25 protein-coding genes are annotated in these 22,301 nt (G+C 64.7%); 8 read left to right on the plus strand and 17 right to left on the minus strand.

Annotated features, from left to right (window positions below; genetic code table 11):
- The 4 genes from VNW74_RS24720 to VNW74_RS24735 all read left to right on the plus strand — a co-directional run.
- Positions 1-742, plus strand: a 742-nt coding sequence (locus VNW74_RS24720; protein ID WP_325681735.1) for an acyl-CoA dehydrogenase family protein, incomplete at its 5' end; no start/stop codon positions are given.
- 6 nt (positions 743-748) lie between these two features.
- Positions 749-1,705, plus strand: coding sequence for an acyl-CoA dehydrogenase family protein (locus VNW74_RS24725; protein WP_325681737.1), 957 nt, complete (start codon positions 749-751; stop codon positions 1,703-1,705).
- A gap of 49 nt (positions 1,706-1,754) precedes the next feature.
- Entirely contained in the window at positions 1,755-2,696 is a 942-nt protein-coding gene (locus VNW74_RS24730) for an acyl-CoA dehydrogenase family protein (protein WP_325681739.1), read from the plus strand.
- 10 nt (positions 2,697-2,706) lie between these two features.
- Positions 2,707-3,873, plus strand: a complete 1,167-nt coding sequence (locus VNW74_RS24735) for a pyridoxal phosphate-dependent aminotransferase (RefSeq protein ID WP_325681741.1) — start codon at positions 2,707-2,709, stop codon at positions 3,871-3,873.
- 13 nt (positions 3,874-3,886) lie between these two features.
- Here the strand turns inward: VNW74_RS24735 and VNW74_RS24740 are convergent, their stop codons facing one another.
- Genes VNW74_RS24740 through VNW74_RS24750 form a run of 3 tightly spaced genes read right to left on the minus strand, consistent with a single transcriptional unit; the run spans position 3,887 to position 7,023 of the window.
- Positions 3,887-4,714 (minus strand): arylamine N-acetyltransferase, encoded by an 828-nt coding sequence (locus VNW74_RS24740; protein ID WP_325681743.1) that lies wholly within the window; start codon positions 4,712-4,714, stop codon positions 3,887-3,889.
- 30 nt (positions 4,715-4,744) lie between these two features.
- Positions 4,745-5,836 carry a methyltransferase gene (locus VNW74_RS24745; RefSeq protein ID WP_325681745.1) on the minus strand — a complete coding sequence of 364 codons (1,092 nt, stop codon included), beginning with the start codon at positions 5,834-5,836 and terminating at the stop codon, positions 4,745-4,747.
- Entirely contained in the window at positions 5,836-7,023 is a 1,188-nt protein-coding gene (locus VNW74_RS24750; RefSeq protein ID WP_325681776.1) for an FAD-dependent oxidoreductase, read from the minus strand. Before VNW74_RS24750 ends, VNW74_RS24745 begins: the two co-directional genes overlap by 1 nt.
- A gap of 244 nt (positions 7,024-7,267) precedes the next feature.
- Here VNW74_RS24750 and VNW74_RS24755 point away from each other — a divergent pair, with 244 nt between their 5' ends.
- Entirely contained in the window at positions 7,268-7,711 is a 444-nt protein-coding gene (locus tag VNW74_RS24755) for an SgcJ/EcaC family oxidoreductase (RefSeq protein ID WP_325681747.1), read from the plus strand.
- Positions 7,712-7,724: 13 nt separating this feature from the next.
- The gene (locus VNW74_RS24760) at positions 7,725-8,993 is read left to right on the plus strand and encodes a hypothetical protein (protein ID WP_325681749.1); all 1,269 of its coding nucleotides are present in this window, start codon (positions 7,725-7,727) and stop codon (positions 8,991-8,993) included.
- 14 nt (positions 8,994-9,007) lie between these two features.
- Here VNW74_RS24760 and VNW74_RS24765 read toward each other — a convergent pair whose 3' ends face one another.
- The 7 genes from VNW74_RS24765 to hsaA all read right to left on the minus strand — a co-directional run bounded on the left by VNW74_RS24765 (position 9,008) and on the right by hsaA (position 15,151).
- The gene (locus VNW74_RS24765; protein ID WP_325681751.1) at positions 9,008-10,609 is read right to left on the minus strand and encodes an FMN-binding glutamate synthase family protein; all 1,602 of its coding nucleotides are present in this window, start codon (positions 10,607-10,609) and stop codon (positions 9,008-9,010) included.
- Positions 10,610-10,687: 78 nt separating this feature from the next.
- The gene (locus VNW74_RS24770) at positions 10,688-11,119 is read right to left on the minus strand and encodes a VOC family protein (RefSeq protein ID WP_325681753.1); all 432 of its coding nucleotides are present in this window, start codon (positions 11,117-11,119) and stop codon (positions 10,688-10,690) included.
- Between the two features lie 10 nt (positions 11,120-11,129).
- Positions 11,130-11,582: an AraC family transcriptional regulator gene (locus tag VNW74_RS24775; protein WP_325681755.1), complete on the minus strand. Its 453-nt coding sequence runs from the start codon at positions 11,580-11,582 to the stop codon at positions 11,130-11,132.
- A 29-nt stretch (positions 11,583-11,611) separates the two neighbouring features.
- Entirely contained in the window at positions 11,612-12,178 is a 567-nt protein-coding gene (gene hsaB, locus VNW74_RS24780) for a 3-hydroxy-9,10-secoandrosta-1,3,5(10)-triene-9,17-dione monooxygenase reductase subunit (RefSeq protein WP_325681757.1), read from the minus strand.
- Positions 12,179-12,188: 10 nt separating this feature from the next.
- Positions 12,189-13,091, minus strand: coding sequence for an iron-dependent extradiol dioxygenase HsaC (hsaC, locus tag VNW74_RS24785; protein ID WP_325681759.1), 903 nt, complete (start codon positions 13,089-13,091; stop codon positions 12,189-12,191).
- Complete coding sequence (gene hsaD, locus VNW74_RS24790) at positions 13,092-13,964, minus strand: 4,5:9,10-diseco-3-hydroxy-5,9,17-trioxoandrosta-1(10),2-diene-4-oate hydrolase (RefSeq protein ID WP_325681761.1); 873 nt, start codon at positions 13,962-13,964, stop codon at positions 13,092-13,094.
- 2 nt (positions 13,965-13,966) lie between these two features.
- Positions 13,967-15,151 carry a 3-hydroxy-9,10-secoandrosta-1,3,5(10)-triene-9,17-dione monooxygenase oxygenase subunit gene (gene hsaA / locus VNW74_RS24795; RefSeq protein ID WP_325681763.1) on the minus strand — a complete coding sequence of 395 codons (1,185 nt, stop codon included), beginning with the start codon at positions 15,149-15,151 and terminating at the stop codon, positions 13,967-13,969.
- 155 nt (positions 15,152-15,306) lie between these two features.
- Between hsaA and VNW74_RS24800 the strand changes: the two genes are divergently transcribed.
- Both VNW74_RS24800 and VNW74_RS24805 read left to right on the plus strand, forming a co-directional pair.
- Positions 15,307-16,374, plus strand: coding sequence for a ferredoxin--NADP reductase (locus VNW74_RS24800; protein ID WP_325681778.1), 1,068 nt, complete (start codon positions 15,307-15,309; stop codon positions 16,372-16,374).
- A 44-nt stretch (positions 16,375-16,418) separates the two neighbouring features.
- On the plus strand, positions 16,419-16,952 hold the full coding sequence (locus VNW74_RS24805) for a hypothetical protein (RefSeq protein WP_414686765.1): 534 nt from the start codon (positions 16,419-16,421) through the stop codon (positions 16,950-16,952).
- Positions 16,953-16,958: 6 nt separating this feature from the next.
- On the opposite strand, the gene VNW74_RS24810 is transcribed toward VNW74_RS24805, so the two are convergent.
- The 7 genes from VNW74_RS24810 to VNW74_RS24840 form a co-directional block, all read right to left on the minus strand.
- Positions 16,959-17,942, minus strand: a complete 984-nt coding sequence (locus VNW74_RS24810; RefSeq protein WP_325681765.1) for an NADPH:quinone reductase — start codon at positions 17,940-17,942, stop codon at positions 16,959-16,961.
- A 74-nt stretch (positions 17,943-18,016) separates the two neighbouring features.
- Positions 18,017-18,469: a MarR family winged helix-turn-helix transcriptional regulator gene (locus VNW74_RS24815; protein ID WP_325681767.1), complete on the minus strand. Its 453-nt coding sequence runs from the start codon at positions 18,467-18,469 to the stop codon at positions 18,017-18,019.
- A gap of 116 nt (positions 18,470-18,585) precedes the next feature.
- Positions 18,586-19,296, minus strand: coding sequence for a response regulator transcription factor (locus VNW74_RS24820; protein ID WP_325681769.1), 711 nt, complete (start codon positions 19,294-19,296; stop codon positions 18,586-18,588).
- A gap of 152 nt (positions 19,297-19,448) precedes the next feature.
- The gene (locus tag VNW74_RS24825; protein WP_325681770.1) at positions 19,449-19,829 is read right to left on the minus strand and encodes a DUF732 domain-containing protein; all 381 of its coding nucleotides are present in this window, start codon (positions 19,827-19,829) and stop codon (positions 19,449-19,451) included.
- Between the two features lie 26 nt (positions 19,830-19,855).
- Positions 19,856-20,164 (minus strand): hypothetical protein, encoded by a 309-nt coding sequence (locus tag VNW74_RS24830; RefSeq protein WP_325681771.1) that lies wholly within the window; start codon positions 20,162-20,164, stop codon positions 19,856-19,858.
- A gap of 152 nt (positions 20,165-20,316) precedes the next feature.
- A complete protein-coding gene (locus VNW74_RS24835; protein ID WP_325681772.1) occupies positions 20,317-20,709 on the minus strand; it encodes a response regulator in 393 nt (130 codons plus the stop codon).
- A 54-nt stretch (positions 20,710-20,763) separates the two neighbouring features.
- On the minus strand, positions 20,764-22,301 hold a 1,538-nt coding region (locus VNW74_RS24840), incomplete at its 5' end, for a GAF domain-containing protein (RefSeq protein ID WP_325681774.1).

Raw genomic sequence — 22,301 nt, forward strand, 5'->3', positions numbered from 1 at the left:
GTCCGGCAGCGACCTGGCCTCACTGCGCTCGACAGCGACCCGCACCGACGGGGGTTGGCTGCTCAACGGCCAGAAGATCTGGAGTTCGCGGGCGCCGTTCGGCGACAGAGCTTTTGGATTGTTTCGGTCTGATCCCGAAGCGGAGCGCCACCGGGGGCTGACGTATTTCATGTTCGACCTGAAGGCCGACGGAATCACCGTGCGGCCGATCGCCCAACTCGGCGGCGACACCGGGTTCGGCGAGATCTTCCTCGACGACGTTTTCGTGCCCGACGCCGACGTGATCGGCGAGGTGCATGGCGGTTGGCGGGCCGCGATGAGCACGTCGAGCAACGAGCGCGGCATGTCGCTGCGCAGTCCGGCACGCTTCCTGGCCGCCACCGAACGTCTGGCGCAGCTGTGGAAGACCCACGGCGACAGCGCCTTCGGTGATCAGGTAGCCGACGCGTGGATCAAAGCGCAGGCCTATCGGCTGCACACCTTCGGCACCGTGACCCGGCTGACGAACGGTGGTGAACTGGGCGCCGAATCCTCCGTTACCAAAGTGTTCTGGTCCGACTTGGATGTCGCGGTGCACCAGACTGCGCTGGACATCCACGGCGCCGACGCCGAGCTGGCAGGCACCTGGACCGACGGCTTGCTGTTCGCGCTCGGCGGCCCGATTTACGCCGGTACCAATGAGATTCAGCGCAATATCGTCGCCGAGCGGCTGTTGGGGCTGCCCCGGGAATCCCGAAGGTGAGATGCTGTGTATTTTGACCTTGACGCGCAACAGCGCGACTTCGCAGCCAGTATCGACGGGGCACTCGCCGCGGCCGATGTTCCTGGGGCGGTGCGCGCCTGGGCCGACGGTGACACTGCGCCCGGCCGCAAGGTCTGGGCGCAGTTGGCCGACCTGGGAGTCACCGCGTTGGCGGTGCCGGAGCGGTTCGACGGCCTCGACGCGCATCCGGTCGACCTGGTCGTCGCGCTGGAGCGGCTGGGACGCTGGTGTGTGCCCGGTCCGGTCACCGAGTCCATTGCGGTAGCACCGATCCTGCTGGCCGAGGATGACCGGTGCGCCGCGCTGGCGGCCGGCGAGCTGATGGTCACCGTCGTGCTGCCACCGCAGGTGCCGCGGGCCGTGGACGGCGACGCGGCCGGGCTGGTCTTGGCCGCCGAAGCGGATGGCCGGGTCAGCGAAGCACACGTGGGCGACCGGCACGAGTCCGTCGACCCGAGCCGTCACCTGTTCGACGCCGACGTCGTCAGCGAAGCGTGGCGGGCCGATGTCGCGCGCGCCTACGAGTTCGGCGCATTGGCCACCGCCGCGCAACTTCTCGGGACCGGCCAGGCGCTGCTGGACGCCGCGGTCGACTACGCCAAGCAGCGCGCCCAATTCGGCCGAGTCATCGGCTCGTACCAGGCGATCAAGCACAAGCTGGCCGATGTGCATATCGCTCTCGAGCTGGCCCGGCCATTGGTATACGGGGCTGCGCTGTCGCTGGCGGATCAGTCCCTCGACACCGCGCGCGACGTGAGTGCGGCCAAGGCTGCGGCGTCTGACGCCGCCTTGCTGGCCGCCCGGTCGGCGCTGCAGACCCACGGCGCCATCGGCTTCACCGCCGAACACGACTTGTCGCTGTGGCTGCTGCGGGTGCAGGCGCTGCGGTCGGCCTGGGGTGACCCGGCCACCCACCGGCGGCGAGTCCTGGAGGCGCTATGAGTCGCGGCGGCGACGATGCAGAGCGCAGCGATGGGGAGGAGCGGCGGCTATGAGTGAAGAACGGGAACTGCTGCGCGAGACCGTGGCGGCGCTGGTGGCAAAGCATGCCTCGCCCTCCGCAGTTCGCGAGGCGATGGAATCCGAGCATGGCTACGACGAATCCCTGTGGCGGCTGCTGTGTGAGCAGGTCGGGGCTGCCGCGCTGGTGGTACCTGAGGAATACGGCGGCGCCGGCGGCAGTCTCGGTGACGCGGCCGTCGTCCTCGAAGAACTCGGCAAGGTGCTGGTGCCCAGTCCGCTGCTCGGCACCACGCTGGCCGAACTGGCGCTGCTGGCCGCAGACGATCCCGACGCCGACGCGCTGGGATCGCTGGCCGAAGGCGCGGCGATCGGGGCGGTGGTGTTCGACCCCGACTATGTGGTCAACGGCGACATCGCCGACATCGTCGTCGCAACCGACGGCGGCAAACTCAACCGATGGACGGCGTTCCGCGCCGAGCCGCTTCCCACCCTGGACCCCACCCGCCGGCTGGCCCACCTGACGCCGCAGAGCACCGCACCACTGGGCGCCGATCCCGGGATCGGTGATGTCGCAGCGATCCTGCTGGCCGCCGAGCAGATCGGCGCCGCCGCTCGCTGCCTCGAGCTGACTGTCGAATACACCAAGGAACGAGTGCAATTCGGTCGGCCGATCGGCAGCTTTCAAGCGCTCAAACACCGGATGGCCGACCTCTACGTCGGGGTGCAGGCCGCGCGCGCCGTCGTGAACGACGCGCTAGATGCGCCCTCGGCAACCTCGGCGGCGTTGGCCCGTGTCGCTGCCACCGAGGCGTTCAGCACGGTGGCCGCCGAAGGCATTCAGCTGCACGGCGGTATCGCCATCACCTGGGAACATGACATGCAGCTGTACTTCAAACGGGCGCACGGCGGTTCGCAGCTGCTGGGTCCGGCGCGCGAACACCTGCGCCGGCTCGAATCTGAAGTGTTCTAGCCTTGGCGACATGAGCGATCACGTCGCACTGCGCGCCGGGGTCCCACCCTTCTACGTGATGGACGTCTGGCTGGCAGCCGCGGAGCGCCAGCGCAGTCACGGCGATCTGGTGAACCTATCGGCGGGCCAGCCGAGTGCCGGGGCGCCTGAGCCGGTGCGCGCTGCCGCGGCGGCGGCGCTACATCTGAATCAGCTTGGCTACACGGTGGCGTTGGGTATTCCAGAGCTGCGCGCTGCCATCGCGGCGTCGTATCTGGATCGTCATGGCTTGCAGGTCGATGTGGACGACGTAGTGGTGACCACCGGCTCATCGGGGGGCTTCCTGCTTACCTTCCTGTCCTGCTTCGACGTCGGTGACCGGGTGGCGGTCAGCAGTCCCGGCTACCCGTGCTATCGGAACATCTTGGCGGCGCTCGGGTGCGAAGTCGTGTTGATCGAATGCGGGCCGGAGACCCGGTTTCAGCCCACCGTGCAGATGCTCGCCGAGCTCGACCCACCGGTTCAGGGCGTCGTGGTAGCCAGCCCGGCCAACCCGACGGGAACGGTGATACCGCCCGCCGAGCTCGCCGCGATCGCCTCCTGGTGTGATGACTCGGGGGTTCGGCTAATCAGCGACGAGGTCTATCACGGGCTGGTCTACCCGGGCGCGCCACAAACCAGCTGCGCCTGGAGCACATCGCGAAATGCGATGGTGGTCAACAGCTTTTCCAAGTATTTCGCCATGACCGGGTGGCGGCTGGGTTGGCTGCTGGTGCCGCCCGACCTGCGTCGGGCGGTCGACCGCCTGACCGGAAATTTCACCATCTGCCCGCCTGTGCTGTCGCAGCACGCCGCCGTCGCGGCGTTCACCCCCGAAGCCGTCGAAGAAGCCGACGGACATCTGCACCAGTACGCCGTCAATCGCACCACGCTGCTCGACGGTCTGCGCGACATCGGCATCGACCGACTGGCGCCCACCGACGGCGCGTTCTACGTCTACGCCGACGTCTCGAGTTTCACCGCCGACTCGATGGTTTTCTGCTCAAAGCTGTTGGCCGACACCGGGGTAGCGATCGCACCCGGTATCGATTTCGATCCTGAGCATGGTGGATCGTTCGTCCGGCTGTCGTTCGCCGGGCCGACGAGCGACATCGAGGAGGCGTTGCGCCGCATGGGGTCGTGGCTGCCGGGCCAATAAGGGGCTCGGTGCGCTAAGGCGCAACCTCGTCGATGCGGGCTTCGAGCACCCTGCGCTCTCCTGCGTCTGCCACGTTGATGCCGAAGCGGTCGCTCAGGGTGTCGACAACCGCCGACCCATCGTCGAGGCGGACCTTCTCGGTCGCGCCGCCACGGTGAATGGCGAGGTTGCGACCAGACAGGTTGCATCGCCCGTCGGCTGTGACCAGGGAAGCCATCAGGCTGGTCACGAAATGCGACGACGGATGAGTCGAGACATACCAGCTGCCCACTTTCAGATCGATCGGCGGTGCCGTCCTGGTGGCGAATTCATAGAGCGACTGCCAATCGCCACGGATGAGGGCCTGCAAGACCAGACCGTCGCGGCGATCCTGAAGGCGGTACGGCTCATGCGTTGTCTGCTGGACGCCGCCCGTCTCCAGCCGGATCGGCGACGTCGGCGTCTGGCCGCCGAAACCTACGTCGACGAGAAGGGGCTGCTGGCTGCCGGGGAGCGTCACTGCCAAAAGAGTGTGCGTCTGTGACGGTACCGGCGCGCCCGCGGCAACCGTCCAGACCACTCGGGCGCCAAACCGTCGCACGCCGAAGCCGAGTTCCTCCAGCACGTAGCCCATCAGACCGTTATGTTCGTAGCAGTAGCCACCACGGCGCCGGCGAACTAGCTTGTCGGTCAAAGCCTCTGGACTGAGGTCGTCAATCGGCACGCCCAGCAGCGGATCGAGGTTCTCGAACGAAATCGTTCGAGTGTGAGCCGTAATCAGATCCTGAAGTACATCGAACGTTGGCGCTACAGCGCCGTGATAGTCGATCCTCTCGAAGTAACCGTCCAGATCCAGTGTCATGTCGGCCATTCTGAACCAACAACAACCTGGTCAGGCGACTCGGGCCTCCACCACGCTGAGCGGTGAAGCGGTCTGCACTACCCGCGTCATCCGGAATCCGGCTTGGCTGAGCAGCTTTCGGTACTCGGCTGCGGTGCGTTCGCGCGCCGCCAGATTCAGCAGCATCTCCAGATCCGCCCATTTCCCTGGAAAGTCGCGGTTGTGGTCGGGTATCACCAATTCGATCAGCAATACCGTGGCTCCGGGGCCGACTGCGGCGCGAACATTGCGCAGGATCTGCACCGCCTTCTCGTCAGACCAGTCGTGCATGATGTTCTTCAGGACGTACGCGTCGCCGCCACCCGGAACACTGTCGAAAAACGATCCCGTCTCGATACGCACCCGATCAGCAACATCGTGCTTGCACAAGAGCGTCGGCGCGGCGCACACCACCACCGGCAAGTCGTACAAGACGCCCTGCGAGGCCGGCGCCGCCGCCAGAATGGTGGCCAGCAATGGACCCTGCCCGCCACCGACATCGACGATCGTTGGGTAGGCGCTGAAATCATAGCCAGCCACCACGGAAGCATCGGTCAACTCCGAAATGCTCGTCATGGTCCGGTTGAACAGTTCAGCGTGCTGCGGATACTCGGCGAAATAGTCGAAGCTCTCCTTGCCGTGCAATACCGGAACCACCGATCGTCCCGTTCTGATCGAATCCACCAGCCGGGTCCATCGTTCGCGCTGCTCACGCGAGCCGTAGAATCGGGCCGCCCACGCCATCGACATCGGCGCGTCGGAACGCAGGGCATCGGCAAGGGGATTCAGCTCATAGCGGCCGTCGAGGCGGCGACGAAACACGCCCCGGCCGATCAACGCCCGCAACAGCCGGTGCAGCGCGTCGGCGTCTGCACCGACCCGCGCCGCCAATTCGTCGATCGGCAATGGCCCGTCGGCGAGGGCGTCGGCAACACCCAACTCGGCCGCCACCGTGATCGCCTGAGACGTCCAAGTGGCAATGATCATCTCCATCATCGCCGCCGGGGCGGGCATCAACCGCTGATTGAGCCGATAGAGGTGGTGGCGAATCCACTCCACAACGCGGGCCAGTTTGGCGGGCGGCACCCTGACGGTCGTCGACATCACCCCACCTCCGCAGCCAGCGCGGGGCCCGGGTCACGGCTGAACTCCGCCGAGATGTCGCCGTGACTGACCCAACGCAGGAACATCGTCAACGCCCACGTCATGAACCGGTCTGAGATCAGCGCCGCCGGCCGTAGCACGGACTCCGGGCGCGACACTTGCTGCGTGGTCAACCAGGACACGGCCTTGACCTTGCGCCGTCGGGTGCTCTCGTACCAGCGCAGGGCGCTTGCGAGTTCACTCTTGTTGTGGCTGCTGCCGTTTCGGAAATCTGACAGAGCCTTGCGTAAAACCATCGTGTCCAACAGCGCCTGATTAGTCCCCTGCGCGAGCGTGGGCGGCATCGCATGTGCGGCATCGCCGAGCAATGTCAGCGCGCCCGCGCCGGCGCGGGGAATCGGATGCCGAAAATGCGGGAACGGCGAAGGGGCCAGATCGTCATCGGTCAAGGTCGCGAGTACTTGATCGACCGTGTCGGACCATCCGGTGAAGTGCGCCCGGATCATCTCGATGGGGCGGTCCGGTCTGACATAGTCAGACGACCAGGGCAAGTCGAACCACCATTGCAGGGCGGAGCCCCCAGCCGGCCACAAGCCGAGGTTTCCATGCTCGCCGACCATCATGGTTGCGATGTGCGGGTCGGAGATGCCCGGGAGAGTGACCAGCCCCTGCCAGCTGCACCAGCCAGTCGACTTCGCGGGCTGCCCGCCGACGACACCGCGAACCACCGAGTGCAGGCCGTCCGCACCGATCAACAGATCCCCGTCGGCTGAGCTACCGTCTTCGAAATCGACCCGCACACCGTTGGGGGTACCGACCACCCCGGCGGCCCGGGAGTTGCATCGGACGCGGTCGCTCGGAAACCCTTTGAGTATTCGTTCCAGCAGTATTCGACGTGGGACCATCCGAACGGGCGCGCCCAGCCGGTTCACCATCGCGTTGAGGTCCACGGTGGCGAGCGGGCGACCGGTGGATGTCATGACCCGCACGGTGGACAACAGCTGCCCGGCTCCGTCCATGTCGACACCCAACTGCTCAAGCACCGTCGCGCCATTGGACCAGATGGTGACGGCGCCACCGCCTGGCGTCACGTTCGGTCGCTGGTCGAAGACGGTGACGTCGTGTCCGTCGCGCAGCAATCCGCGGGCGACGGAAATGCCGCTCACACCCGCGCCGATAACCAGGATTCGAAGTTTCAAAAGACGCCCCGGCCCCTCAGTCCTCGGCGTGCCGGTCGTAGTCCCACCGCTCGAGCCGTGCTTGCAGTCTCAGCAGGCCATATCCGGCGAACGGTGTGCCGACCCAGAAGTACACCATCAGCAGCGGACTCATCTCACAACCTCTCAGACTCTCGCAGTTCCTTCTTCAACCGTCTGCTGCTACCACGCGATACTTCGACCAAAAGTTCATCGCGGCACTTAGCATCCCGACATGACCGACTTCTCGAATCTGCCGCCCGATGATCAGCAGGCGATTGGCAAAACGCTTCTGACGTTGCTGAGAGGGTTTCGCGACCGCGATGCGGAGGCACTGCATGCGGTGTATTCCGACGACGCCGACTGGGTCAACGCCTTCGGCACGGTCAAACGGGGGCGCGAGGACATCGTCGACTACCTCAGCGGCCTGTTCGCCGATGACAACTTCAATCGCGGCGAACCCGAGGGCCCGCCCGAGATCAGTTTTCGGGTGCTGACACCCGAGGTCGTTCTGGTGTCAGCACACCTGCGGATCAAAGGTCAGGGACTGGTCGGCGGCGGAACGCTTGACCGGGATAACTTCTCGCTACGCGCATTGCAGCGCCAAGGCGACGGATCGTGGGTCATCGTGTCGGAGATGTTCCAGGACGCCAACACTGAAACCACCTACGCGCGATGAGGAGGCCACCACGGTGAGCCTGGTTATTTCCGAGGCCGAGCACGCCGCGCTGGCCCAGCTTGCGCACTTCCCGCTGTTCGCCGCGATGACCGGGCGACGGTCGCGCCGGTTCCCGGTCGGCGGGCGGATTCCCGCTGGAGCGCTGGCCTATACCAGTCGTCGACCAGTGCAGCCGTTATCGGAAGTCGAACGGGCAGTGCTCGTTTCGGCTACTGGCGGCGTCACCGGCTGGAACTTCGGCATCACTCACAACCCCAGCTATGCGCCGTTGTTTCCCAACTACTCCGGCAGCGCGACGGGGCGAACCTTCCCGTCGGCCGCCGGATTCCACACCAGCCAGTTGTTCTTCACCGACGATACCGGCACCTACCTATTACCCAGCCGCGACGAGCATCCCCGCGAATTCGACGGCATCGAAGAGTGGATCAGTCATACCGCGGAGTCCTATGTGCGTATCTCGGACACCCGCCTCGAACTGCCGCGCGAGGAACCGCACATGGAAGGTCACAACATCTGGATCGGCAACCACCCGGGCAGTCTGTTGGCCTTCCCGGTGGCTGACCTCGCCGAGCATCTGATGGAAAACCTGTGGTTCTTCGCGGCCAACGGCTATCCGATCTTCGATGACATCCATGGCCGCAACATCGCTGGCCTGGAACGGTTTTCCTCGCTCTCGCACGCCGACGACCCGATCCCGCTGTCGTTCGTCGAGCAGTACACGCTCACCGAGACGAGCGCGGAACTCGCGATCGCCACCAACAACGGGGTGCTGGCGCTGCAGGCAATGGGTCTCGGCGGTTGGACCTACGACGGGCTCAATCGGTTGTCGGTGTTGGGTGGCTCTGGTGATCCGAGCGCACCCGGGCTGGGTTTCGTCGCCGACGACGACGAACGCTGGCCCTTCCCCAACGTGACCGGGCTGCCCGGATACTTCGAGACGCTCAGCCCACCGCATGTGCCCTCGGTCGCGGCCGGGGTAGACAAGCTGGTCACGCGAAAATACGGTCCAGGCGGGCCGTTTCACCCGGATACGCCGGGGCCATGGTCGGATACCCCGAAGGTGCGCGCCTCCGCGCTGCCAGCCGAGGACATTCAGGAACTCGTCACGGTCGAAGCGTCCTACATCTACGATGCCTTCGGAAAGTTGCCCGGCACCGTACCGACCGTGCATGTGCTGATGTACCTGCAGGCGCAACATCTCGACGTTGACTTCTACGACGAGTTCTTCGGCCCGGGCGCCTACCTGCCCACGCACGCCGACCACCAGGCCCGCTGGCATTAGTGCGCACGCGCCGCCTACGCGCTGTGGCCGCGGCCGACGGGACTGAACGAGTCCGGGTCGGCGACTTCCCAATCCGACCGCCACGTGGCCGGCGCATGCTCGAGCAGCGCTCCCGGGGCCAGCCATTCGTAGAGCTCGGCGTACGAACGTTGCGAGGTGGCCGATACGCGCTTGCGCAGCATGTGTGGATTGAGCATCGAAGGGTGGGAGACGCCCATCGAGCCCATGATGTGCATCGCCTGGGCGACGGTGGCCCGCTGGTAGCGGTATACGCGTTCGCTCTTGTCTGCGACATCGAGAGCTCGGGCACGATACGGATCCTGGGTCGCGACGCCGACCGGGCAGTGGTTGGTGTGACACCGCTGAGATTGGATGCAGCCCACCGCCATCATCATCGATCGGGCCGAGTTGGTGTAATCGGCACCCTGGATCAGGCGCTTGACGATGTCGTTTCCAGTGGCGACCTTGCCGCTCGCCCCGATCCGTATCCTGTCCCGCAGACCCGTTCCCACCAAGGCGTTGTGGATGGTCATCAATCCGTCGGTGAGCGGAAGGCCAACGTGATCTTCGTATTCCAGCGGCGCCGCCGCGGTTCCGCCTTCGGCTCCGTCGACGATGATGAAGTCCGGCGTTACCCCTTCGGCCAACATCGCCTTGCAGACCGCCAGCACGTCGACCCGGGAACCAACGCACAGCTTGAAGCCCACCGGTTTCCCGCCGGCCAGTTCACGCAGGCGCGCCACGAACATGATCAGTTGACGCGGGGTGTGAAACGCTGAATGCGCCGCCGGACTGACACACTTCTCACCGACCGGCACGCCGCGATAGCCGGCGATCTCCTTGCTGACCTTCGCGGCGGGCAGGACGCCGCCGATGCCGGGCTTGGCACCTTGGCTCAACTTGAGCGAGACGCACTTGACCAGATCGTGAGCCGCCTTGTCCGCGAACCGCTCCGGATCGAACGCACCGTCTTTGGTGCGAGCGCCGAAATAGCCCGACCCGATCTCCCAAATCACATCGGCGCCACCGAGATGATAGGGCGTCAGCCCCCCTTCCCCGCTGTCGTGGGCGAACCCGCCCTTGCGGGCGCCGTTGTTCAACGCGCGCAGGGCGTTGGCCGACAGCGCGCCGAAGCTCATCGCCGAGACGTTCATCAACGCCATGTCATACGGTTGGGCGCAATCGGGGCCGCCGATTCGCACCCGGAACGGCTCATCGGGGGGATCGACCGGGCGCGTCGAATGCACCAGATACTCGTAGCCGACCTGATCGATGTCGCGCTCGGTCCCGAAAGCCTGTTCGCTGGCGGTGCCCTTGGCCCGCTCATAGATCAACGAGCGGGTTTCACGGTCGAACGGGCGGCCGTCGAAACTCGGTTCGATGAAGTACTGCTGTATTTCCGGGCGCAGCGCCTCCAGCAGAAACCGCATATGCCCCAGGACCGGGTAGTTGCGTAGCACCGAGTGCTTACGTTGGACGAGGTCGTGGATGCCAACGGCCGCGGCGACCGCGACTACCCCTGCGGGAATCCACCAGCCCCACGACCCCCCGACGGCCAAGAGCAGCAATGCCGCCGCAAGAGCCGTCAACAATGCGACAAAGCCAAACCGGATCAATGCAGCCCCGTCTCCCGCGACAGAATGTTCATCGCAGAGCGTAGCGAGCGCGAAAGCCGCCGATCAGCCAGACCTTGGTCAGCCGACGCCGCCAGGGATCTCACTCAGTTGCGTCAGCCGCACGCTGTTGCCGGACGGGTCGCGGAATCCGGAGTCAATGCCATAAGGCATTTCATGCGGCGCCTCGGTGAACTCCACGCCGCGGGCCTTGAGTTGCTCGTAGGCAACCTGGCAGTTGTCGGTGGTGAGGAATACGGTGCCCGCGAAGCCTTTTGCGACGACTTCCATGACCTGCTCCCGGGTGGCGTCATCCATCACCGGTGGGCCCGGGACCGCCATCAGCACGATCGACACGTCGTCCTGGCCGGGCGGTCCGACGGTGAGCCACCGGAAGCCCAGTTCGGACAGGCTGACATCCTGGCGGACCTCCATGCCCACCTTTTCGGTCCAGTATTTCAACGCGACTTCTTGGTCATGCACCCACAGGTGGGCGCTGGCGATCTTCAACATGAGGCCGACGCTACGGTCCGCCACGCCCGCCCGTCTTCTCCCCGTGTGCTGTCTTGATGCGGCTGTCCCGCGCCGGCCGCGTGTCGCGCTGCAGAATGCAGCTCGGCACCCGGGCATGTACAGCGGCCGCTGGCATGCTCGCCCGGTATGCCGCCGGGGGCTTGCCGAACACCCGCGCGAAGCTAGTGGTGAACGATCCGATGCTCTGCAGCCCGACCATCACGCAGATCTCGGCCACCGAGCGGTCGGTGTAACGCAGCAACGCCGCCGCCCGCTCCAGTCGGCGGCTCTGAAGATAGGCGCGAGGCGACTCGCCGAACGTCTTGGTGAACATCCGACTGAAATGCGCCCGCGACAACCCCGCCGCCGCGGCCAGGTCCGCCACGGTGATCGGCTCCGCGTAGCGCGCGTCGACGAAATCTTTCGCCCTCAGTAGGTAACGCGCGGGGGGCACCTGCGGCATGAGATCAGTATGGCCTCGGCGCAAATCCGCTACAGCCAGGTGTCCTGGGTGGTCGTCGTCAGGAACGCCTCCAAGTCGTCACGCCACTGCGCCGGCGTGGTCTTGTCCGGCTCGATGCCGGTGTAGTCGCCGCGGTAGAACAGCAATGGCCGTGGCTTGATCTTGGGCACCTCCGAAAGGGACTGCACCGCCCCGAACACCACGAAATGGTCGCCGCCATCGTGCACTGACGCCACCGTGCAGTCGATGTACGCCAACGATCCGTCGATGACCGGCGAACCCGAAGGCGAAGCGCTCCAGTCGATACCGGCGAACTTGTCCGGTTCCTTGGAGCCGAACCGCGCCGACACATCCTTTTGGCTCTCGGTCAACACGTTGACACAGAACTTCCCGGCGGCCTCGATGGCTTTCCATGAGCGCGAGACCTTGGTGGGGCAGAACAGCACCAGCGGCGGCTCGAGCGACAGCGCCGCGAACGACTGACAGGCGAAGCCGACCGGGACGTCGTCGTGCACCGTGGTGATGATCGTGATTCCGGTGCAGAACTGACCCAGCACGCCGCGGAACGTGCGCGGGTCTATCGGCGCAGCAGACACAGTGTTGAGGCTAGCTTTTGAAGCCGATGGTGAAGTCGTGGCCCCACAGGCTCACAGCGGTGCTTTCCCTGGCGATCCAGTCGTCATCGTCGACTTTCCTGCCCTCACAACCGAATTCGATATCGAATCCGCCAGGTGTCTTCATGTAGAAGGACAACATCAGGTCGTTGACGTGCCGACCCAGGGTGGCCGACATAGGCACCTTGCGGCGCAACGCCCGGTCCAGGCACAGACCGACGTCGTCGGCCTCCCCGACCTCCATCATCAGGTGCACGATCCCACTCGGCGTCGGTGCCGGCATGAAGGCCAGGCTGTGATGGCGCGGGTTGCAGCCAAAGAAGCGCAGCCACGCCGACGGCCCTTCGGCGGGGCGGCCCACCAACTGAGGCGGCAGCCGCATCGAGTCGCGCAGCTTGAAGCCGAGCACATCGCGGTAAAAGTGCAGCGCCTCGGCGTCGTCGCGGGTGGACATCACCACATGACCCAGGCCCTGTTCACCGGTGACGAACGTATGCCCATACGGGCTGACGACGCGGCGGTGCTCCAGCGCGGCGCCGTGGAACACCTCCAGGCGATTACCCGAGGGATCGGAGAACCCGATCATCTCGTCTACCCGCCGATCGGCCAACTCAGCGGCGGTGGCCTCCTTGTACGGCGTGCCCTCGACGTCGAGCCGATTCCGGATTTCCTGCAGGCCTTCGGCATTCGCGCATTCCCAACCAGACTCCGATAGCCGGTCGTGCTCACCCGGCACGATCACCAACCGGGCCGGGAAGTCGTCCATGCGCAGATACAGCGCGCCGTCAGTGGTTCCACTGCCCTCGATCATGCCGAGGACTTTCAGGCCGTATTCCCGCCACGCCGCCACATCGGTGGCCTCGATGCGCAGGTAGCCCAGCGAGCGGATGCTCATTTACGCACCTCCCAGGAAATCAATGGTCAGCTTGTTGAACTCGTCGAACTTCTCCACCTGCGCCCAGTGTCCACACTGCCCGAAGACATGTAGCTGCGCGCGCGGGATGGTCTTCAGCGCGACCAGCGCGCCGTCGAGCGGGTTGACCCGATCTTCGCGGCCCCAGATCAACAGCACCGGCTGACGCAGCCGGTGGACCTCGCGCCACATCATGCCGAGTTCGAAATCAGCCCCAGCGAAAGACTTTCCCATCGCCATCGTCGCGGCCAGTGACTCCGGCGTGCTTGCCAACGCGAAACGCTCATCAACAAGCTCCGGGGTGATCAGCTTCTGGTTGTAGACCATCACCCGCAGGAACGCCTCGAGATTTTCTCGGGTCGGCTCGATGGAGAATTTCCCAAGCCGCTTGACGCCCTCGGTCGGATCAGGCGCAAACAGGTTGATGCTCAGCCCGCCGGGACCCATCAGCACCAGGCGTCCGGCGTGGTCCGGGTAGTCCAGCGCGAACCGGACCGCAGTGCCTCCGCCCAATGAATTGCCCACCAGCGGAACGCGTCCCAGACCGAGTTGGTCGAAGAGCCCTTTGAGCGCCCTAGCCGCGTAATGATTGAACTGGCCGTGTTCGGCGCGTTTGTCGGAATGGCCGTAGCCAGGCTGATCAACGGCCAGCACGTGAAAACGCTCGGCCAACACCGGAATGTTGCGCGAGAAGTTCGTCCAGCTCGCCGCGCCGGGACCGCCGCCGTGCAGCAGGACCACCGTCTGGTCGTGACCGACGCCCGCCTCGTGGTAGTGCAGCTTCAGCGGTCCGTCGACGTCAACCTCGACGAACCGCGAGGTCGACTCGAAAGTTAATTCCTCAGTAGCGGTCATACCTAAACCATGGTGTCGCCGGGCGGCAGCCCGAACTCGTGGTTACCGAAGATCACGTAAGCCCGCTCGGGGTCGTTGGCCGCGTGCACCCGTCCGGCGTGCGCGTCGCGCCAGAAGCGTTGCACCGGTGCGTCATTGGCCAGCGCTGTGGCCCCGGAGGCCTCGAACAGGCGGTCGATCGAGGCGATCGCGCGCCCGGTGGCACGCACCTGATCGCGGCGGGCGCGAGCGCGCAGGTCGAACGGGATCTCCTTGCCGGCGGACAGTAGCGTGTACTCGTCGGCGACGTTGCCGCTCAACTGGCGCCAGGCCGCGTCGATGTCGCTGGCTGCCTCGGCGATACGAACCTTGGCGAACGGGTCGTCCTTGGCCTTCTCGCCGGCGAACGCCGCACGCACCCGCTTGCCCTGGTGCTCCACATGCGCGTCGTACGCGCCGTACGCCATGCCGACGATCGGTGCCGCAATGGTCGTGGGATGCATGGTGCCCCACGGCATTTTGTAAACCGGAGCGGTATTGGTCTGGTAGCCGCCCGCGGTGCCGTCATTCATCGCCTTGTACGACAAGAACCGGTGCCGGGGCACGAAGACGTCCTTGACGATGACGGTGTTGCTGCCGGTGCCGCGCAGGCCGACGACATGCCAGACGTCGTCGATGCGGTACTCGCTGCGCGGGATCAAAAAGCTGCCGAAATCCACCGGCCGGCCGTCCTTGATGACCGGGCCGCCGAGAAATGCCCACGTCGCGTGGTCACAGCCCGACGACCAGTTCCACGAGCCGCTGACCAGATAGCCACCGTCGACCACGACGCCCGCACCCATCGGGGCGTACGACGACGAAATCCGCACATTCGTGTCCTCGCCCCACACCTCCTCTTGGGCCTGCTGGTCGAACAGCGCCAGGTGCCAGTTGTGCACGCCGATGATCGAGCTCACCCAGCCGGTCGAACCGCACGCACTCGCCAGGCGACGAGCCGCCTCGTAGAACAGCGCGGGGTCACATTCCAGGCCGTCCCACTGCTTGGGCTGTAGCAACCGAAAGAAACCGATCTCCTGAAGCTCGCTCACCGTGGCGTCCGGCAACCGGCGCAGGTCCTCGGTCTCCTGGGCCCGCTGCCGCAATTTGGGCAGCAGTTCGTCGATGCCGTCTAGGACCGACTGGGCGTCACGTTGTTGAATAGACGTCACGGGTTCCTCCATAGGTGGCTTACTTAGACAGAGACTAGAACACGTTCCGATTTGTGTCGAGCACGCTATTCCTGCGACTGGTAGCGCCACCAATCGAGTTTTCTGTAACCTGTTCTAGTTATAACGGACGAGAGGACTTGGCAGTGCCGGAAGTCGTGATCGACGAGGTTCCCGACGAGCCGCTTGGCAGCCATGTCCTTGAACTGGAGATCGCCGACGTTCTCGCCGAGACCGACGAAGCGCGGTCGCTGGTCTTCGCCGTGCCTGACGGTGCGAGCATTCCTGCCGACCGGCTGCGGTATGCACCCGGCCAGTTTTTGACGCTGCGGGTCCCCAGCGATCGCACCGGTTCGGTGGCGCGCTGCTATTCACTGTGCAGCTCGCCGTTCACCGATGACGCGCTCACGGTCACCGTCAAGCGGACCGCCGACGGGTACGCGTCGAACTGGCTGTGCGACCACGCCCATCCCGGCATGCGGATTCACGTGCTGGCTCCGTCGGGCACCTTCGTGCCCAAGACGCTCGATGACGACTTCCTGCTGCTCGCGGCCGGTAGCGGGATCACCCCGGTCATGTCGATCTGCAAATCGGCGCTGTCCGAGGGCAGCGGGCGGGTGGTGCTGCTCTATGCCAACCGCGACGACCACTCGGTGATCTTCGGCGACGCACTGCGCGAGCTCGCCGCCAAATATCCCGACCGGCTGACCGTGGTGCACTGGCTGGAGTCGCTGCAAGGGTTGCCGTCGGCGACCGCGCTGGCGCAACTGGCCGCCCCGTTCACCGACCGGCAGGCGTTCATCTGCGGCCCGGGACCCTTCATGGCCGCAGCGCGCGAAGCCCTCGAATGCCTGAATGTGCCTGCGCAGCAAGTACATCTCGAGGTGTTCCGGTCGCTGGACACCGATCCGTTCGCCGTGGTCAAGATCGACGACACCGGCGACGAGCCACCTGCGACCGCAGTGGTCGAGTTGGACGGGCAGACGCACACCGTGTCGTGGCCGCGCAAGGCCAAGCTGCTCGACGTGCTGCTCGATGCCGGCCTGGACGCGCCGTTCTCCTGTCGCGAGGGCCACTGCGGCGCCTGCACCACCACCCTGCGCAGCGGCAAAGTGAGCATGGAAGCCAACGACATCTTGGAGCAGCAGGACCTCGACGACGGGCTGATCCTGGCCTGCCAGTCTCACCCGGAAACCGATTCGGTCGAAGTTACCTACGACGAGTAGCCGCAGCGTAAGTTCTGCTCAGACCGCAGGCGAGAGGACCCAGGATGAAGCGGCAGGTGATGGCACTGGCTGGCGTCGGCCTGATGCTGGCGTTGGCCCCACCGGCGATCTCCCCGGCCGCCAGCAACACCGCCACCACACTGATGCCCCTCAACGACGGCACCCAGTTGGAGACGCGCGCCGTGCTCGACTGCCATCGCGCCAACGGCAGCTGCGACTTCACCGTCGGCGCCGACCGGAAGGCAGGCGACGGCGTGAGCGGATTCCCGTCCGACCTGTGGTCTCGCCAGAGCACCGACATCCGGTCGAGCGACCGGCTGGTCTATTTGGATGTGCACGCCACCTCCCAATATGACCGGGTCTTCAAAGAAGGCGGGCACGACAACGTCACCACGATCTACATGGGCGAGGGTGCGCCGGACAAGTACCAGACCACCGGCCGGATCGACTCGACGGACTGGCGGACCGGGCAACCGCGCACCGACCTGCCCGTCATCATGTGCACCCACATCCAAGTGGTCTACGGCGGGAACAACATCACCTCACCGAGCACCTGCGCGCAGGCCGCCTTCTCCTGACGTGATTCAGCCCGGGATCGCGACAAGAACCCGGCCGTTGCGGGGTCCGTTGTCGACGTGCTCGTGCGCTGCCACGATCTCGGCCAACGGGTGAGCGGGCGCGACGGGAATTCTCAACGCACCGTCTCGTGCGGCCGCGGTCAGATCCCTACCCGCCTGCTGTTTGGCGGCGGGGGAGAAGTCGTCGCTGCCGAGCAGCCGCAGCGTGACGTTGGCGAACAACAACGGCCAGAAAGGTATTTCGGGTCGCTCGGCGCGGCTCGCATAGGTGGCGATGACTGCGTCATTGGCCACCACTGCCGCGTCCAGGTCGGCGTTGTCGGAGAAACCCACGTCCACGATACGATCCACCCCGTCGGGCGCATGTTCACGGATGGCAGCAGCCGGATCCGCGTCGTCGAGCGCAACGGGATGCGAAACCACAGAGGTGTCAACGTTTTCGAGGTCACCGCTGCGAACCACCGTGCCGATCACGGTCGCTCCGGCCCAGTGGGCCAGCTGAGCGGCCAGTGAACTCACCGAACCCAGCACCCCATGCACCAGGATCGTCTTGCCTGCGACCGCCCCGTCGCTGAAAACGGACCGATGCGCGGTGATGCCCGGAATGCCGAGACACGCGCCGATCTCGTCGGAGACTTCATCCGGAAGCGGAACCGCCTGCGGCTCTGGTACGCAAGTTAACTGCGCTGCGGTGCCGAACGGCCTATACGACTGCGCGCCATAAGTCCAAACCCGTTGCCCGATCCGGTTGCTCTGCACGCCCGCGCCGACGGCATCGATCACACCGGCGCCGTCACTGTGCGGGATGACCCGCGGGTAACTCATCGGCGTGCTCTGCCAGGCTGACCGCTTCTTTGTGTCCCCCGGATTGATACCGGAGAGCCTGAGCCGGACTCTCACTTCACCCGGTCCCGGTTCGGGGTTCGGCATCTTGCCGACCTGCAGCACCTCAGCGGCCGGGCCCTGCCGGTCATACCACGCTGCCAGCACTTCGCCACCTCCACAGGCAGGATATACATTCCATGGAATGATAATCCTGATTCGGCAGCGTGCCTAGACGGACGTCATGCGCTCCGTCGTCCCTCGTCCTCGCTCGCGTTCGCAGCGCGCAGCTTGACGATGCATGTGTACAACTGCTGCAACGAGCGCGCCGAGACCGCCGACCCAATGCGGGTCTCCAATTCGTCCTCAAAAGCCTTGGTGGCCTTGGTCAGGAGTCGTCGTCCCGCCGCGGTGAGCTCGATGACGGAAGATCGGCCGTCTTCGGGATTAGCACGGCGAACGCAGTAGCCGGCCGCTTCGATGCGGTCGACAAGCTTGCTGGTTCCGCCGATTGTTATCGACAGTTCCTCTGCGATATCGTTCACTCGGCATGATGGATGGCGGGCGATCACCTGCATTGGCTCCAACCTACTCAATGGCAGGTCGAAATCGTCGCGCAGCCGACCATCAACGGCGTTCCACAGCTCGGTTTCAAAGCGCACCAACTGATGGAAAAGATCAAGCAAATCGGTCATGACCATCCCAAGCGAGTGCGGCGTGGCTTCAATCAAAGATCATTCCACGTTAACAAGTTGTATACCGCCCCGGGCGCGGCCGTCAGAGCTTATACGCGGCACTCGCCGACGCGATGTCACCGAGACTCGAGAAAAGTGATCACCGCTCGAACGCGGCGGTGATCGTCGGCGGTCTCAGGCAGGTTCAGCTTGTTCAGGATGCTTCGCACATGCTTCTCGACGGTGCCTTCGGTAAGCCACAGTCGACGGGCGATGCCCGCGTTGGTGCGCCCCTCCGCCATCAGCGCCAACACCTCGCGTTCCCGAGGACTAAGAACAGCAAGCGGATCTTCGCGTCGACGTCCGGAGACCAACTCCTGGATGAGCGCAGGATCGACTACTGAGCCGCCATTGGCGATCCGTTGTAGTGAATCGACAAACTCCGCCACGTCTGTGACCCGACTCTTGAGGAGATAACCGATGGCATGACCGCTGGACAAAAGCTCCACCGCATGCTCCACGTCAACATGCGCCGACAAAACTAAAATGCCGATTTCGGGCAGTTCACCCCGGATGACTCCTGCGACGTCAAGACCCTCGGTGGTGTTGGTTGGCGGCATACGGATGTCGATGACAAGCAAGTCCGGATTTTCCGCACGGACTAGAGCAAGAGTTTCGGTGGCATTGCCTGCCTGGCCGACAACGTCGAACCCGGAGCGCCCGAGTAGGCTCGCCAACCCCTCACGAAGAAGGACGTCGTCGTCAGCCACAATCACGCGCACAGCGCTACTCCGCGAAATTGCTTCTTCTCCCGGCGCACTGTGCGTGTTGCTGGAGTCCACTCCCATGCGGCCACGTCCTCTCGGCCATTCGACCGATCACATCTTGCTACGGACGCACCCGGAAAGTCACTGACCGCACGATTGATCGTCAGGCCGGCACCCCGATGAGTCGTGCGAAATCGGGGTGCCGGCCTGACGGTTGATGTGGGAGGTGACGTTTAGCCGGTGCTGTAAGCCCAATAGTCATACGAGCCGGCCACCGGGCACAGGCCGTGGTATGCGGCCAGCACGAACTGCCCCGCTTGTTGCAAGGTCAGCTGTGGATGGTCGTGCACCAGGTCAGCGGCTACCTGAGTACCCGGCATCTGCCGAACCCACAGTCTCCTGCACACGCTGTAGCCGTCTTCCAGCATCGCCGGATCCGTTCCGGTGACGCCCGCCGCGCGTGCGGCGGCCAGGAAATCCGGGGCGGCCTGGGGTTGCGGTATTACCGGGCTGGCGCCAGCCGGCGCGGCCAGGCCTATGGTGATGGCGGCTCCAACGGCACCGACGAGGACTTTGGCCAACCCCAGTGGATTGGTTATGCGGTCAGTGATCATATCTTTGCCTCCCTTTCGCTTTGGTGTTATGACGAAGTCGTCGCCGAGGTTGACTGCTCGGCTGGATTAGTGCGCGCAGCACCGTGGGCGTACGCGCCCGGCGCGAACCCGATCAGGGACAGCCAGAAAACGACGGTGATCACGGCCAATAAAGCGGTGGCGATGAGGTGCCGAAACAGCTGCCTGCTGTGGGGGTTTTCGGTTTGAAGTCGCAATGACTGCTGCCCGCAATCGACATCGTCACCGCATCCGCCTGACGGAATTCCGGCCATCTTCGCTTGCCAAACCACGGAATCCAGCTGCGATGACGGTATTTCGTACGGGTAGCTCTTCATAGCTGTAAGCGTCGCGCGGTATACACAGAAAGTCTTCGCTGCTAACGCCCATTGACCATCCCTGTTAGCGGCAGTTGGCCATTACCAGCTAGCTGCAATGAGCCCGGCGCTGAGCAGCGCACATCACAAAGGACTGCGTGAGATCTGCGGGACTACTTGCTTTTGCCGGGGCGACCGAGGGCTGCGGTGATCGCACTAGCGGAAAGCGCTGACTTGGCGAGGAAAGCTACGGCGGGGCTGCTCTCGATCATGTCCGTCAGGTCGGGCTCGGCGTGGGTAGAGATCAGTATGACCGGGGCCGTTGCCGCGCTGTCGATCTCGTGAAGAGCCTCCGCGAGATCGAAGCCGCTTTCTTCCCCGATATTTACATCGACCAGCGTGACGTCGGGTCGCAGCTCTTGGACGGACCGGAGCGCGTCGGCATTCGTTGACGCCACACCGACAACGCGGGCCCCTTGGTGTTCAAGCAGCCGTCTCGCCGAGTCGAGGAATTCCGGGTTGTCGTCGACGATGACAACCCGGATCTGCTCAGCCGGTGATTCCACAGCGCCATTGTGGCCACGGACGCGGCCAGCCGGCATTCCCGCTAGCACCCATGTTCACGTCTCGAGAGGCACTGGTTCGCTGGACTGCCCACCGGGCGGCCCGTCGGGTCCGAGGGGAATATTCACCACTAGCGACGTGCCGTCGCCGAGACGGCTCGTAATGGCGATGTGCCCCCCAAGGGCCTCAACCCGGTCCACCAAGCCTATGAGTCCAGACCCTTTGCGTGCGTCGGCTCCCCCAACCCCGTCGTCGCGAATCGAAAGATAAAGCTCGTCATCCTCGGCTTTGACAGCCAGCTGGACCCGGGACGCCTGCGCATGCTTAGCAACATTCGTAAGCGCCTCTGCCACAAGGTAATATCCGGCCACCTCGACGTGGTCGGGTAAGCGCCGAGGTACCGCTAAATCCAGTTCTACCGGCACCGAGCAGCGGCGCGCGAGTGTCTTCAGCGTCGGTCCGAGGCCTCCTCGTGACAGGATCGCCGGATGGATACCGCGAGCAATCTCCCGTAGTTCGTCCGACACACCGACCAAACCGGTAACGACGTCGGAAATTTGTGCCCGCAGCGTCGCCTGCTCGGGGGTAACAGACTCCTCTGCCAGGCGCAGCTTGAGTCCCAATGAGACCAGGCGCTGTTGAGCACCGTCATGCAAATCCCGTTCGATACGCCGCCGCGTCTCATCAGCGGCCGCGACAATCCGCGCTCGTGACGCTCTCAGTTCCGCACGCGCAGTGGCATTTGCAATCGCAATTGTGATGAGGTCGGCGAAGTCGCTGACACGTTGCTCCGCGCTGGGTGGAAAGGCGTCGGATCGAGAGGAACCGGCGATGGCCGCTCCCCAGACTTGGCTGCCGCCCATGATCGGGGCTCCGACAGCTGAGCACAAACCCAACGCCCGGATGCGGGCGGCCGCCGACCCGGCAGCGTAGTCGTGGCTATCCATTCGTGCCGCGCGGCCGGTTCGCCACACCGCCGCCGCAACACTCTGGCCATCGAGCGAAAAGCGTTCGCCCACAGGCATTTCCTGCAATCCAGGTTCGTCGGCCGCTGCAAGTAACAGAGCCGTGCCGTCAGGCTCATAGCGGAACAAGGCCGCGTTTTGGACATCGAGACAATTGGCTAACTCCGCGACGACGGCTGAGAACACCTCCGATGGCGCAACGTTACGCGCCACCAACGTCGCGACCCGGCGGAGCGCGGCCTGCTGCCTTGCGGCGAGATCGGCCTCGTGTCGGCGCCGATCGGCTTCGATGGCGCTTGCTCGGGCCAGCCCCGCAAGACTGTTGGCCAACAGCGCCACGACGAAAAAGACTGCAACGACCACCCAGTTCTGCAGCTGGGTCACATTGAAGCTGTCCGGCCAGCTTCGGCAATAGTCGAACGCGAAGGCGCTCACCAGTGCGGTGATCGCCGCTAATCCGAACCCCCAGGCCATTCCGACCAGCAGTACCCCGAGCAGGTACACCGTGCCGAATGCCATGGTCGGAGCGAAATGTTTCAGCACGATGACAACGGCGGTCTCGATGCCTATCAATGCCGCAGCGGCGATGACACCCTGCCAGAGCGGCGGAGGGGTCGGCCGCACTAACA

The sequence above is a fragment of the Mycobacterium sp. genome (assembly GCF_035570115.1).
In the GTDB taxonomy this organism is placed as follows: Bacteria; Actinomycetota; Actinomycetes; order Mycobacteriales; family Mycobacteriaceae; genus Mycobacterium.